Raw genomic sequence first — 14328 nt, forward strand, 5'->3', positions numbered from 1 at the left:
GGACAGACCGGCACCCCGCAGGTGTGGGCGGGATTGTCGGTGGGCCGTGGCAGGATCGTGGTGTGGCCGAGACAGCATCGAAGAACCCCGCAGACACCCGCCCCCGCCTGCTCCTCATGGACGGGCACTCGCTCGCGTACCGGGCGTTCTTCGCGCTGCCCGCGGAGAACTTCACGACCGCGACGGGGCAGCCGACGAACGCGATCTACGGGTTCGCCTCGATGCTGGCGAACACGCTCCGCGACGAGGCGCCCACGCACTTCGCGGTCGCGTTCGACGTCTCCCGCAAGACCTGGCGGTCCGAGGAGTTCCCGGAGTACAAGGCGAACCGTTCGAAGACCCCCGACGAGTTCAAGGGGCAGGTCGAGCTGATCGGCGAGCTCCTCGACGCGATGAACGTGCCGCGTTTCGCCGTCGACGGTTTCGAGGCCGACGACGTCATCGCGACCCTGACCGTCCAGGCCGAGGCCGAGGGCTTCGACGTCCGGATCTTCACCGGCGACCGGGACTCCTTCCAGCTGGTCTCCGACCGCACCACGGTGATCTACCCGACCAAGGGCGTCTCGGAGGTCACCCACTTCACTCCGGAGAAGGTCCAGGAGAAGTACGGCCTCACGCCGTCGCAGTACCCGGACTTCGCGGCGCTGCGCGGCGACCCGTCGGACAACCTGCCCGGCATCCCCGGCGTCGGCGAGAAGACCGCCGCCAAGTGGATCAACCAGTTCGGCTCCTTCGCCGAGCTCGTCGAGCGCGCCGACGAGGTCAAGGGCAAGGCAGGGCAGAACTTCCGGGACCACCTGGAAGCCGTCAAGCTCAACCGCCGCCTCACCGAGATGTCCAAGGACGTCGAGCTGCCGAAGGGCGTCACGGACCTCGCCCGCGAGCCGTACGACCGCGGGGCCGTGGCCCTCGTCCTGGACACCCTGGAGATCCGCAACCCCTCGCTGCGCGAGCGACTCCTCGCCGTGGACCCGGGTGCCACGGAGGAGGCCGCCCCGGCGCCCGCCGCGGGTGTCGAGCTCGACGGCACCGTCCTCGGCGCCGGCGAGCTGGCCCCCTGGCTCGCCGAGCACGGCACCGAACCCCTCGGCGTCGCCACCGTCGACAGCTGGGCCCTCGGCACGGGGAACGTGAGCGAGATCGCGCTCGCCGCCGCCGGCGGCGCCGCCGCCTGGTTCGAGCCCAGCACGCTCGACGAGGCCGACGAGCGGGCCTGGGCCGCCTGGATCTCCGACCCCGCCCGCCCCAAGGTCCTGCACAACGCCAAGGGCGCCATGCGGGTCTTCCCCGAGCACGGCTGGAGCATCGCGGGCGTCACCATGGACACCGCGCTCGCCGCCTACCTGGTCAAGCCAGGCCGCCGTTCGTTCGCGCTCGACGCGCTCTCCGTCGAGTACCTCCACCGCGAGCTGGCCCCGGCGGCCGCCGCCGACGGGCAGCTCGCCTTCGGCGCCGACGACACCGCCGAGGCCGAGGCCCTCATGACCCAGGCGCGGGCCGTCCTCGACCTCGGGGCCGCCTTCGACGAGCGACTCGCCGAGGTCGGCGCCCGCGAACTCCTCCACGACGTCGAGCTGCCCACCTCCGCCCTCCTCGCCCGGCTGGAGCGACACGGCATCGCCGCCGACCGCGACCACCTGGAGGCGATGGAGCAGCAGTTCGCCGGGGCCGTGCAGCAGGCCGTGAAGGAGGCACACGCCTCCGTCGGCCACGAGTTCAACCTCGGCTCTCCCAAGCAGCTCCAGGAGGTCTTCTTCGGCGAGCTGAACCTGCCGAAGACCAAGAAGACCAAGACCGGCTACACCACCGACGCCGACGCGCTCGCCTGGCTGGCCGGCCAGACCGAGCACGAGCTGCCCGTCCTCATGCTCCGCCACCGCGAGCAGGCCCGGCTGCGCTCCACCGTCGAAGGGCTGATCAAGACCGTCGCCGCCGACGGCCGGATCCACACCACCTTCAGCCAGACCGTCGCCGCCACCGGACGTCTCTCCTCCACCGACCCGAACCTGCAGAACGTTCCGGTGCGGACGGACGAGGGCCGGGCCATCCGGCACGGCTTCGTCGTCGGCGAGGGCTTCGACGCCCTCATGACCGCCGACTACAGCCAGATCGAGCTGCGCGTCATGGCCCACCTCTCCGAGGACGCGGGCCTCATCGAGGCCTTCGCCTCCGGCGAGGACCTCCACACCACCGTCGCCTCCCAGGTCTTCGGCGTCGAGCGGTCCGCCGTCGACGCCGAGATGCGCCGCAAGATCAAGGCCATGTCGTACGGCCTGGCCTACGGGCTCTCCGCCTTCGGCCTCTCGCAGCAGCTGAACATCGACCCAGGCGAGGCCCGCGGCCTGATGGACACCTACTTCGAGCGCTTCGGCGGGGTGCGGGACTACCTGCGCCGGGTCGTCGACGAGGCGCGCGCCACCGGGTACACCGAGACGATGCTGGGCCGCCGCCGCTACCTGCCCGACCTCAACAGCGACAACCGCCAGCGCCGCGAGGCCGCCGAGCGGATGGCGCTCAACGCGCCCATCCAGGGCACGGCCGCCGACATCGTGAAGGTCGCCATGCTGGGCGTCGACCGGGCGCTGACCGAGGCGGGCCTCGCCTCCCGGATGCTCCTCCAGGTCCACGACGAAATCGTCCTCGAACTCGCCCCCGGCGAGCGCGAGCGGGTCGAGGCCCTCGTCCGCGAGCAGATGTCCGCCGCGGCCGAGCTGCGTGCCCCGCTCGACGTCTCGGTGGGCGTGGGCCCGAACTGGGACTCGGCGGCACACTGACACCACCCGCCGACGCCCCCGTGGCGGGCGGTCGTTCCGCCCCGGCGGAACAGCCGCGCGCGCCGGGGGCGTCACCGCGGGCGCGCGCCCGTGGCCTCACCGCGCCGGAGCGGATCAGCGAGATCCCTGACGGGAGCGCTCCGCCCGAGTTGCCCGGTCCTCCTCCGCCGCCGTGGGAGGGGTGGCCGGAGCCTCAGGAGCCGGAGGGGACGACGCTCCCCACAGCCGCGCCCCCGCCCCGTACAGCACGAGCCCGACGGCGAGCCCCGCACCGGCCCCGAAGCACGCCGTCGGAATGACGTCCAGGGGCGTCTCGATCCGGCCCCACCCCCAGTACGAGGCCCAGCGCAGCACCCGGTGGACGACTCCGGCGAGGGCGCAGCCGCCGATCAGCCCGGCCGCGAGGAGTCGGCCGCGCCGGCCCGGGACCGTCACGTGGGCCGGCAGCTCCACCCCGGGACCGGCCGAGCGCAGCGCCCGTGTGACGCACCACGCCAGGAGTCCGAGGGCCAGCGCAGAACCCCCGTACTGCGCGTAGAGATAGACCGGGAAGCCGGCCACGACATCCCCGAGGAACGGGATCGCCCGGGTGCCCCAGCGGTCGAGGTGGGTGAAGGAGTCCCACACGACATGGGTCGTCGCACCGATGACCGCGGAGACGCCGAACCACCCGGCGAGCACGGCCGGGTGACGGTCGCGCCAGGCGCTGCCCCGGACGAGCCCGTACACCCGGCCGCGCCACCGGGTGGGCAGCAGCGCCACGAGCGGCTCGCGCACGGTCAGCCAGAGGGCCACGAGCGCGACGGTGATCAGGACGTCGGCCGTGACGATCCCGAGGGGGGAGTGGGTGACGTCACCGAGGACCATCGCCCCGGGGAACGCCGTGGCGGCGAAGTAGGTCATGTCGGGCGCGAAGGAGCCCGCGACGAGAGCGGACGCGACGAGCGGCCCGCGCGCGGTCCCGTCCCTGCGCAGCCCGGGCAGCACGGCAGCGGCATGGCTCAGCGTGAACGGCAACGGGAGTTCCCCCAGGATCCGGTGGTGACGGCCGACGTCCGTGGTCGGCCGCAGTGCAAGAGAGCCCGGAGCCTCCGCCCGGTTCCCGTCCACGCCGGTTCGGGGGTGGCCGAGTACGGGCCGGGGTGGCGAGAAGAGGCCGGGAGGCGGGGAGGCGGGGAGGCGGGGAGGGGGCAGGAAGGCGGGGAGGGAGCGGGGAGGCAGGGTTGGCCGGGCGGCGCGGGAGGGGTGGGGCAGGGCGGCTCGGGAGGGCCGGGCGGCTCGGGCGGGAGCGGGGCCGGGAGGCAGGGCGGTCTGGCGGCTCGGGAGGAACGGGGCCGGGAGGCAGGGCGGACCGCGTCCCGGCCGGAGCCGGCCGGGCTCCGCCCGTAGGCGACCACCCCCGGTCCGGAAGCGGCCGAGAGGTGACGAAAGCGTGAAAGGCGGTCAGGCGCCGGTGCCCGGTGGACGGGAGTTGGCATAGGGTCGCCGGAGGTCTCGCGCGGGGAGCGCGGGACCTCCGTCGAGGGGGAAGGGACACGGACATGTCAGCGCACTTGAGCCGCAGGCTGCGCAAGGGGGCCACCAGCGGCGCGGTGGTGGCGGCGGCGGTCGCCGCGCTCGCCGCCTCGCAGGCGCCGGAGATGACCTCGCCGCCGGCGGACAACGCCGGTGGGGACCGTGCCATCGGCGCCGGGGACACCGCCTCGCCGTCCGGTGACGGTTCCGCGACGGGTGACTCGCCGTACTACACCGACCTGCCGCCGCTGAACACGCCGAACAAGCCCGGGGCGAGCATCAACCTGCCGGTGATCACCGGCCCCGCCGAAGCCGGCATACCCGCGTCCGTGCTCTCCGCCTACAAGCGCGCCGAACAGTCGATCCGCTCGACCGCCCCCGGCTGCAACCTGCCCTGGCAACTGCTCGCCGGCATCGGCAAGGTCGAGTCCGGGCAGGCGCGCGGAGGACGGGTCGACGCCAACGGCACGACCCTCTCGCCGATCCTCGGCCCGGTCCTCAACGGCGTCGGATTCGCCAACATCTCCGACACCGACCGCGGCGCCTTCGACGGCGACGCCACCCACGACCGCGCCGTAGGCCCGATGCAGTTCATCCCGTCGACCTGGGCCACCTGGGGCCAGGACGCGAACAGCGACGGGAAGAAGGACCCGAACAACATCTACGACGCCGCGCAGGCCGCCGGTCTCTATCTCTGCGCCAACGACCGGAACCTCGCGCTCACGGCGGACCTCGACCGGGCGATCCTCAGCTACAACCGGTCGAGGGAGTACCTGAACACGGTCCTCTCCTGGTTCGAGTACTACAAGCGCGGCACCCACCAGGTCCCGGACGGCACGGGCGTGCTGCCGGTCGACCGCAGCGACAACCGCGGCCAGGGCAACCGTCCCACCCCGCCGCTCCTCCCCTCCCCGACGCCGCCCGCTCCGAAGCCGTCCGAGACGGGCACCCCGAAGCCCACGCCGACGCCGCCGGGCGGGGAGGTCACCCCGCCGACGAAGCCGACCACTCCGCCCAAGCCGCCGGTCACCCCGCCGACGAAGCCGCCCACCGTGCCGCCCGCCGCCCGGGTCACGAAGCTCGCGCCCGTCGCCACCGGGCAGCTGACCGCGCCGACCGAGAGCGCCTTCGCCAAGTCCCCGACGGTCGCCGCGCTCGACGCCACGGGGACGTCGGTCACCGGGGTGAGCATCCGCTTCGAGATCACGGGCACCACCGGCACCCGCTTCGCCGGCGGCGCGACGACCGCCACCGTCACCACCGGTTCGGCCGGTCTCGCCGCCGCCCCCGCGCTGCGGGCGGGCGAGAAGACCGGCTCCTTCACGGTCAGGGCCACCGTCGTCGGCAGCACCCTGAGCGGGACCGAGTTCGCCGCGACCGTCACCGAGCGGCGGGCGGACACCCTCGCCCGCGTCGCCGGTGACCCCCTGTCGGCCACCGCCGGCACCGCCTTCGCCCAGCAGGTGCAGGTGAAGGCCACCGACAAGGGGGCCCTCGCCCCCGGCGTCCTCGTCACCGCCGTGGTCGTCGCCTCCGCGACGGCCACCGAACAGGGCGCCGAGGGGCCGTACTTCAAGAAGGACGCGGCGGGCGAGAGCGTCCGGACGCTCGTCCTGAAGGCCGACGCCAACGGCCTGATCTCGCTGCCGGAGCTCTTCGCGGGCGACAAGGCCGGCACGTACGTGCTGCGTCTGACCGCGCCCGGTGGCGGCAGCACGGAGATCACGCTGACGGTCACCGCGCCCGATCCGACGCCGACCCCGGATCCGGCGCCCTCCGCCACCGGCACGCCCGAGACCTCCCCCTCGCCCTCGGCCTGACCCGCCCGCACCCCGGGGCGCTTCCCTTCGCGCCCCCCCCGCGCCGCTCCTCCGTCCACACCGGGCGGAGGAGCGGCGCTTCGCGCTTCCCCCTCCCGGCGGTGCGGCGGTGCAACGTGTTCTCATCTCGCGGTCGCGTTGCTACGGTGCCCCCGCCCTGACGACCTATCAGATCGCATCCCGGGAGGCCGACCATGCGTGCCCTCGTCGCCGCCGCCATCGGACTCGCCCCAGTCCTCCTCTTCGTCCTCCTCGTCTCCGTGGTCGATCTGCCGCCCGACGGCCCCACCTCGCCCAAGCCCCTGCTCACCGCCGACCCCGGCCCCAAGAAGTAGAGGGCCGCCGTGCGCCGCCGAGCCAGCCTCGTCCTCCTCGCCCTCGCCGTCTTCTGCGCCGCGATGGCCCCGACCCTGCGCTGGTACGCCTTCCCCCGCCTGGCGAAGATCCCGCCGAACCAGTACCAGGAGACCGTCCTGGAGGCGAAGCCCGCGACCCTCCTCAACTACTCGACGCTCCGGGCGGAGAAGGTCGACAAGATCACGATCATCCAGACCCTCAAGGGCAACGTGGAGGAGTCGCGGCGCATCGAACGCGACGCCGGCCGCGACGTCGTCGTCTGGGACGCCCTCGCCTACGTCACGGGCCCCGACGGCACGATGGTCTCCAAGGTCCCCGAGCGGTACATCTTCGACGCCCACACCCAGGACCCCGTCCACGCCACCGGCGAGTCCGTCGACGGCGACCCGGTCCGGCGCGAGGGCATCGAGTTCAAGTGGCCCTTCCTCACCGAGAAGCGCGACTACCAGTACTTCGACGCCCAGACTCGTACTTCCGCCCCCATCCACTACAAGGGCACCCGCACCTTCCGGGGCACCGAGGTCTACTACTTCGAGCAGACCATCCCCTGGACCAAGGTCCCCATGCCCAAGACCATGCCGGTCAAGGGGATCACCCCGAAGCTCCTCGCCGACTCCGGTCTCACCCGCTGGTACACGACCAAGCGGATGTTCTGGGTCGAGCCGGTCACCGGCGCCCCCGTCAACGGCGAGGAGATCCACAAGGAGGAGCTCCGCAACGCCAAGGCGCTGATGGGCCGGGACACCCTCACCGTCTTCGAGGGGCACCTGAAGATGCGCGAGGACTACGTCGAGAGCATCGGCGAGATGGTCTCCTCCAACCGCCTCATGGTCCTCATGCTCGTCTCCTACCTCCCCTGGAGCTTCACCGTCCTCGCGCTGCTCCTGCTCGCCCTCGCCCTCTGGCTGGAGGCCCGCTCCCGCCGCCCGGCACCCGGACCCGCCGCGGCCCCGCTCACCCTTCCCGTCTGAGCCGCGCGCTGGTGAACCGGGTCGGCTCCGCCGCGGACGGGTCCTCCGGCCACGGGTGCTTCGGGTACCGCCCCCTCAACTCCGCGCGCACGGAGCGGTAGCCGTCCCGCCAGAACGACGCCAGATCGGCGGTGACGGCCGCCGGCCGCCCGGCGGGGGAGAGGAGATGCACGAGCACCGGGACCCCCGCCACCCGAGGCGTCTCGGCCAGCCCGAACATCTCCTGGAGCTTCACCGCGAGCACCGGCCGCTCACCCCCGTACTCCACCCGGATCCGCGAACCGCTCGGCACCTCGATCCGCTCCGGCGCCAGCTCCCCCAGCCGGCCCGCCTCGCCCGACGCCCACGGCAGCAGCCGCCGCAGGGCGTCACCGGCGTCGATCCGCCCCAGATCGGCGCGGCGCGCGGCCCGGGACAGCTCGGGCTCCAGCCACTCCCCGGCCCGGTCGACCAGGGGCCCGTCCGCCACGTCCGGCCAGGGTTCCCCCACCTCCCGGTGCAGGAAGGCGAGCCGCTCGCGCAGCTCCCCGGCTTCCCGGCTCCACCGCAGCAGCCCGAGCCCCTCGCGCCGCAACCCGTCGAGCAGCGCCTCCCGCACGAGCGCCGGCTCCGCCTTCGCCCCGAGCGGCCGGACCGTCAGCTCGACCGCTCCGAGCCGGTCCACCGAACGCGCCACGACGTCCCCGTCCTCCCAGTGGACCTCCTCGCCGGTGGACCGCAGATGCCCGGCCGCCCGCCGCGCCACCTCCTCGTCCACCACGGCGGCCAGCCGCACCCGGGCCGTGGCGTCCCGAGCCGTCCGATCCGCCACCGCCACCGCCAGCCACGGGGCGGCCCGCAGCGCGGACCCCTCGGCGAGCCGGGCCCCGCTCCCCGACACCATCAGATATCCCCCCTGCTCCCGGCTCCGCGCCACCCGCTCGGGAAACGCCAGGGCCGTGACAAGCCCGGCCACGGCGTCATCACCGGTGACGGGGGCCCCGGAGACCCGGAGAGCCCCGCCCTGCCCGGAGGCCGCGGAGACTCCGGAGGGGGGGGAGGCCGCAGAGGCCTTGGACTCCCCGGCAGCCCCGGCGCTTCCCGGGTCCCCGGCCGCCGCGCCCGAGGTGTCCCCGCCCGCCGCCCCGGCGGCCGAGCGCTCAAGGCGCCGCGCCTCCGCCTTCCATCGGGCTCCGTACCCGTCGGTGCCCCGGCGCGCCGCGCGCCAGGCCGCCGCCAGGTCGTCCCCGTAGTCGCGCGGCGGCTCCTCACTGAGCAGCGCCACCACCTCCGCCGCCCGCCGCACCCCCACCTCCGGCGCACCGTCCAGAAGGGCCCGGCCGAGCCGGGGGTGGAGCCCGAGCCGGGACATCCGTACCCCCCGGGCGGTGGCCCGGCCGGCCGCGTCCACCGCCCCGATCGAGCCCAGGACCGCGCGGGCCGCGGTCATCGCCCCGGCGGGCGGCGGGTCCAGCAGCGCGAGCCCCTCCGCCGTCGGGTCGCCCCAGCAGGCGGCCCGCAGCGCGAAGTCCGCCAGGTCGGCGACCCTGATCTCAGGGGACGGGAAGCGGGGCCTGCCCCCGTCGCTCGCCTCCGCCCAGCAGCGGTACACGAACCCGAAGGCCTCTCGGCCCGCCCGGCCGAGACGCTGGGTCGCCGTCGCCTCCGAGACCGTCACCGTCGCGAGGGAGCCCAGCCCCCGCGCGTGGTCCGTGCGCGGCTCACGCGCGAGCCCCGAGTCCACGACGATCCGCACCCCCGGCACCGTCAGACTGGACTCCGCCACCGAGGTCGCGAGGACCACCCGGCGCCGCCCGCCGGGCTCCGTACCGCGCAGCACCGCGTCCTGCACCGCCGCCGGTGCCCGCCCGTGCAGCTGGAGCACCTCCGCGTCGACGTCGGCCAGCATCCCGGCCGTCCGCGCGATCTCGCCCGTACCCGGCAGGAAACAGAGGACGTCCCCCTCGTGCCGGTCCATCGCGAGCCGGACCGTGGTCGCGACGTGCCGGAGCAGCGCCGGGTCCACCCAGGTGCCGTGGGCCGGCCGGACGTCCGGCGGCGGCGCCGCGAAGAAGACCCGGCAGCCGTGCCCCTCGCCCTTGCTCCACACCACCGGCGCGGGGCCGCCGCCGTCCAGGACCGTCAGGAGGTCCGCCCAGGCCGCCGCGTCACTCGTCGCCGACGCGGCGATCAGCTTCAGCTCCGGCCGGAGGGTGGCCCGGACGTCCACGAGGAAGGCCATCGCGGTGTCGGCGTCCAGATGCCGCTCGTGGCACTCGTCGAGCAGGACCACGTCCACGCCCGCCAGCTCCGGGTCGCGCTGGAGCCGTTGCAGCAGGATGCCCGTCGTCACCACCTCGACCCGGGTCGCGGGACCTGTCCGCCGCTCACCGCGCACCGAGAAGCCGACCGCGCCGCCGACCTCCTCGCCGAGCAGCCATGCCATCCGCCGGGCCGCCGCCCGCACCGCCATCCGGCGCGGCTCGGCCACCAGGACCCGCCGCCGCGGTCCGTCCCCTATGAGGCCCGCCAGCGCGAGCGGCACCAGCGTCGTCTTGCCGGTGCCGGGAGGCGCGGACAACACGGCCGTACCGCGCCGGTCGAGCGCGCCCAGCAGCTCGGGGACGGCGTGGCGGACGGGGAGACGGTCGAGTGCGTCGTTTCGGATCACGCACTCAGTCTCGTACGCGACGCGGAAAAGGTGGGCCCCGTTGTCCACAGGCCCACCTATGAGTACGACAAGCATGACGCGCTGCTCGGCGGCCCCGCGCTACCGCACCGCTCCTCTGCTACCCGCTCCGCACCACTTCTCTCCGCTACTGCGCTACGGCGCTCCTCCGCTCCTCCGCGCGCTCGCAGACGAAGATCGCCGTCCCCGGGATCAGGTTCCCGCGCAGCGGGGACCAGCCGCCCCACTCCTGGCTGTTCCACTCCGGCCACTCCGGCTCGACCAGGTCCACCAGGCGGAACCCGCCGGCCACCACGTCCCGCACCCGGTCGCCGAGCGTCCGGTGGTGCTCCACGTACACGGCACGCCCCTGCTCGTCCTGCTCCACATAGGGGGTGCGGTCGAAGTAGGAGGCCGCGACCGAGAGACCCTCGGGGCCCGGCTCGTCGGGGAACGCCCAGCGGATCGGGTGCGTCACCGAGAAGACCCACCGGCCGCCGGGCCGCAGCACCCGCCGCACCTCCCGGAACACCTTCACGGGGTCGGCGACGAACGGCACCGCGCCGTACGCCGAGCACGCCAGGTCGAAGGAGCCGTCCAGGAACGGCAGCGCGCAGGCGTCGGCCTCCACCAGCGGCACCTCCCCGCCGATCCGCAGGGCGTGCTGGAGCTGCCGGTGCGAGAGGTCCAGGGCCACCGGCCGTGCCCCCCGCGCCGCCAGCCACCGCGAGCACTGCGCCGCGCCCGCGCCGATCTCCAGGACGTCGAGCCCCTCCAGGGAGGAGGCGGGCCCGAGGAGCTCGGCCTGCTCCTCGTCGAGCCCCTCCGGCCCCCAGACGAACCGGTCGTCACCGAGGAAGGAGCCGTGGTCGCTCTGGTACTCGTCGGCGTTCCTGTCCCACCAGCCACGGCTCGCGCGGCTGCTCTCCGCGTCCCCCGCGTCACGCCGGGTCGCCTCCGCCCCGTCCTCGTCCGAGTTGTGGGGGAGTTCGTGTTCGTACCCTTGGTTCATCTCGCCCGCCGATGTAGTTTGCGCTCAGTGCCACCGAGCGGCCGACCCCGCCGATACGGCGTGGAAAGACATGAGTGGTGCCGGAGTTGAGTAGATCTGCCCCGGGTGCGCGCTTCGCGCATTGACCCTGTCCGGCCGCCCCCGTATGCTAAAGGTTGCGCTGCGGGCCTGCGCGCCTCAGACGGAGCAGGCCGCGCTCGTACCTGTTGTATGTCCCCTCGGTTTTCGAGGCTCCTCCCCCTTGCGGGAAGGGTGCCTCATTGGCTGTCCGGCTTCTTGGTGCGATACGGGCTCTCGGCGTAGCAGTACCTACGACTTTCTGTCCGTAACCGGAGCCCTTTCCCACATGACGAGCAGCACCGAGACCACCGCCACCAGCACCACCCCGCAGGTTGCGGTCAACGACATCGGTAACGAGGAAGCCTTCCTCGCCGCGATCGACGAGACGATCAAGTACTTCAACGACGGCGACATCGTCGACGGCGTCATCGTGAAGGTCGACCGGGACGAGGTCCTGCTCGACATCGGTTACAAGACCGAAGGCGTGATCCCGAGCCGTGAGCTCTCGATCAAGCACGACGTCGACCCGAACGAGGTCGTCAAGGTCGGCGACGAGATCGAGGCCCTGGTTCTCCAGAAGGAGGACAAGGAAGGCCGCCTGATCCTGTCCAAGAAGCGCGCTCAGTACGAGCGTGCCTGGGGCACGATCGAGAAGATCAAGGAAGAAGACGGCATCGTCACCGGTACCGTCATCGAGGTCGTCAAGGGTGGTCTCATCCTCGACATCGGCCTCCGCGGCTTCCTGCCGGCCTCCCTCGTCGAGATGCGTCGCGTCCGCGACCTCCAGCCCTACGTGGGCAAGGAGCTCGAGGCGAAGATCATCGAGCTGGACAAGAACCGCAACAACGTGGTCCTGTCCCGCCGCGCCTGGCTCGAGCAGACCCAGTCCGAGGTTCGCCAGACGTTCCTCACCACCCTGCAGAAGGGTCAGGTCCGCTCCGGCGTCGTCTCCTCGATCGTCAACTTCGGTGCCTTCGTGGACCTGGGTGGCGTCGACGGTCTCGTGCACGTCTCCGAGCTGTCCTGGAAGCACATCGACCACCCGTCCGAGGTTGTCGAGGTCGGCCAGGAGGTCACCGTCGAGGTTCTCGACGTGGACATGGACCGCGAGCGTGTCTCCCTGTCGCTGAAGGCGACGCAGGAGGACCCGTGGCAGCAGTTCGCCCGGACGCACCAGATCGGTCAGGTCGTCCCGGGTAAGGTCACCAAGCTGGTTCCGTTCGGTGCGTTCGTCCGCGTGGACGAGGGCATCGAGGGTCTGGTCCACATCTCCGAGCTGGCCGAGCGCCACGTGGAGATCCCGGAGCAGGTCGTCCAGGTCAACGACGAGATCTTCGTCAAGGTCATCGACATCGACCTCGAGCGTCGTCGCATCAGCCTCTCGCTGAAGCAGGCCAACGAGTCCTTCGGTGCCGACCCGGCCTCGGTCGAGTTCGACCCGACCCTGTACGGCATGGCCGCGTCCTACGACGACCAGGGCAACTACATCTACCCCGAGGGCTTCGACCCCGAGACCAACGACTGGCTCGAGGGCTTCGAGACCCAGCGCGAGGTGTGGGAGACCCAGTACGCCGAGGCGCAGACTCGTTTCGAGCAGCACCAGGCTCAGGTCATCAAGTCCCGCGAGGCCGACGAGGCCGCTGCCGCCGAGGGCGCTGCCGCCCCGGCCGCCAGTGGCAACGCCGGTGCGGGCATCTCGGGTGGTTCGTACTCCTCGGAGTCGGACGACAACTCCGGCGCCCTGGCGTCGGACGAGGCGCTCGCCGCCCTGCGCGAGAAGCTGGCCGGCGGCCAGAGCTGAACAGGCTCTCCGCTGAGCGCTAGCCGCTAGCGAATCGAGGCCCGCTTCCCTTCGGGGGAGCGGGCCTCGGTCATGTCCGGGAGCCGTTTCGGTCAGCTCGACTCGACCCCCCTTGGGTCGGGTCAGCTCAGGGCGGGTCGGGTCGGGCCAGGTGGGGTCGGCTCAGGTCGCGTCGGCTCAGGGCGTGACGGGGATGTTCGTCAGGCCGTTCCCGCCGGTCACCGTGTTCGATGCGTAGACCGTGGTCGGGCAGGAGCCGCTCCGGTTGGTGACGTTGATCGCGAGCCGCTGTGCCCCGGTCGCACCCGTCAGGTTCGAGCGGTTGCCGCGGAAGACCGTGCCACAGCCCCAGCCGCTCTGCTGGGTGTGCGTCTCGAAGCCGTTGTTCGTCGTGTTGACGCCGGTGTTGCCCTCGACGAGAACGTTGTTGCCCTTCACGTCGACCCAGGAGTCGTCGTAGTTGGCGCCGGTCAGCCCGCGTCCGTCGAAGGTGTTCCCGACGATCCGCGCCCCGGTGGTGCCCTCCTTGATGTCCACGCTCTCGCCGCCGACGTCCGGCCCGATGACGTTGTTCAGGATCTGCGCGTTGTCGCTGCGGTCGGCGAGGCTGTTGGCCGTCCCGACATACACCCCCTCACCCATGCCCCGGCCGTCGTTCCCGGTGTCGTGGATGCGCGAGTTCTTGAGGACGCCGTTCCTGCTGGAGTTGCGGAAGTGCACGCCCTCCATGTCCAGGTCGTGCACGGTCACCCCGTCGATCACCACGCCGTCCGCGGCGTCGGTCATGATCCCCTTCTGACCGCCGGTGACGGTGACGCCCTTGACCGTCCAGTACGAGGCCCCGTTGAGGTGCAGCCCGTAGCCGCCGCCTGCGGTCAGCACCGCGCGCGAGGAGCCGGCCAGGGTGATCCGGGCCGAGGCGGTACCCGGGGTCGTGGCCTTGAAGTTGCCGGTGTACGTGCCGTCCGCGAGGTGGATCGTGTCGCCGGGGCGGGCATTGGTGAGCGCCGTCTTCAGCTGCGCCGCCGTCGACACCTCGATCGTCGTCGCCGAGGCGGGCGTGGTGAGGAGGGGGACGGCGAGGAGCGCGGGGAGCAGGGGGAGGAGCAGCGTTCGGGTGCGCATGGGGGGAGGCCTTCCGTGCGGGGGCGAGGGGGTGTTCCTGTATGTGCACGAGGGACGGGATGCTGAACGCGATGCTGTCCCGAGACGGTAGGGAGAGGCTGTGGCCATGTCAAGGTCTGGACCAGTGGCCGGAGTTCGCCGCGCCGACCGGGACCCGCCCGCCGGAAGGCCCTCCGTCCGGCGGGCCGCCGGATCGCTCGCCGGAAGATCGCCCCGCACGGGAATGGCGGTGCCGCGCGAGACGTT

General features: G+C 72.8%; 9 protein-coding genes. 5 read left to right on the forward strand and 4 right to left on the reverse strand.

Annotated elements, in window-relative coordinates:
- Positions 1 to 62: 62 nt before the first annotated feature.
- A complete protein-coding gene (gene polA, locus ACRRSS_RS08900; RefSeq protein WP_435970680.1) occupies positions 63 to 2774 on the forward strand; it encodes a DNA polymerase I in 2712 nt (903 codons plus the stop codon).
- A 114-nt stretch (positions 2775 to 2888) separates the two neighbouring features.
- Here polA and ACRRSS_RS08905 read toward each other — a convergent pair whose 3' ends face one another.
- Complete coding sequence (locus ACRRSS_RS08905) at positions 2889 to 3791, reverse strand: DUF4184 family protein (protein ID WP_435970681.1); 903 nt, start codon at positions 3789 to 3791, stop codon at positions 2889 to 2891.
- Positions 3792 to 4315: 524 nt separating this feature from the next.
- Here ACRRSS_RS08905 and ACRRSS_RS08910 point away from each other — a divergent pair.
- From ACRRSS_RS08910 to ACRRSS_RS08920, 3 genes are all read left to right on the forward strand, one after another.
- On the forward strand, positions 4316 to 6109 hold the full coding sequence (locus ACRRSS_RS08910; RefSeq protein WP_435970682.1) for a lytic transglycosylase domain-containing protein: 1794 nt from the start codon (positions 4316 to 4318) through the stop codon (positions 6107 to 6109).
- A gap of 194 nt (positions 6110 to 6303) precedes the next feature.
- Positions 6304 to 6444, forward strand: a complete 141-nt coding sequence (locus tag ACRRSS_RS08915) for an SPW_0924 family protein (RefSeq protein ID WP_106975990.1) — start codon at positions 6304 to 6306, stop codon at positions 6442 to 6444.
- Positions 6445 to 6453: 9 nt separating this feature from the next.
- On the forward strand, positions 6454 to 7437 hold the full coding sequence (locus tag ACRRSS_RS08920; protein ID WP_435970683.1) for a DUF3068 domain-containing protein: 984 nt from the start codon (positions 6454 to 6456) through the stop codon (positions 7435 to 7437).
- On the opposite strand, the gene ACRRSS_RS08925 is transcribed toward ACRRSS_RS08920, so the two are convergent.
- The gene (locus tag ACRRSS_RS08925) at positions 7421 to 10087 is read right to left on the reverse strand and encodes an ATP-dependent RNA helicase (protein ID WP_435970684.1); all 2667 of its coding nucleotides are present in this window, start codon (positions 10085 to 10087) and stop codon (positions 7421 to 7423) included. The two genes, ACRRSS_RS08920 and ACRRSS_RS08925, sit on opposite strands and share 17 nt — an antisense overlap.
- A 145-nt stretch (positions 10088 to 10232) precedes the next feature.
- Positions 10233 to 11096: a class I SAM-dependent methyltransferase gene (locus tag ACRRSS_RS08930; RefSeq protein ID WP_435970685.1), complete on the reverse strand. Its 864-nt coding sequence runs from the start codon at positions 11094 to 11096 to the stop codon at positions 10233 to 10235.
- A gap of 346 nt (positions 11097 to 11442) precedes the next feature.
- Between ACRRSS_RS08930 and rpsA the strand changes: the two genes are divergently transcribed.
- Entirely contained in the window at positions 11443 to 12957 is a 1515-nt protein-coding gene (gene rpsA, locus ACRRSS_RS08935) for a 30S ribosomal protein S1 (RefSeq protein ID WP_435970686.1), read from the forward strand.
- Between the two features lie 177 nt (positions 12958 to 13134).
- On the opposite strand, the gene ACRRSS_RS08940 is transcribed toward rpsA, so the two are convergent.
- Positions 13135 to 14082, reverse strand: a complete 948-nt coding sequence (locus tag ACRRSS_RS08940) for a right-handed parallel beta-helix repeat-containing protein (protein ID WP_435970687.1) — start codon at positions 14080 to 14082, stop codon at positions 13135 to 13137.
- Between the last annotated feature and the right edge of the window lie 246 nt (positions 14083 to 14328).

Source organism: Streptomyces sp. Qhu_M48, assembly GCF_051305195.1.
Classification (GTDB): domain Bacteria; phylum Actinomycetota; class Actinomycetes; order Streptomycetales; family Streptomycetaceae; genus Streptomyces.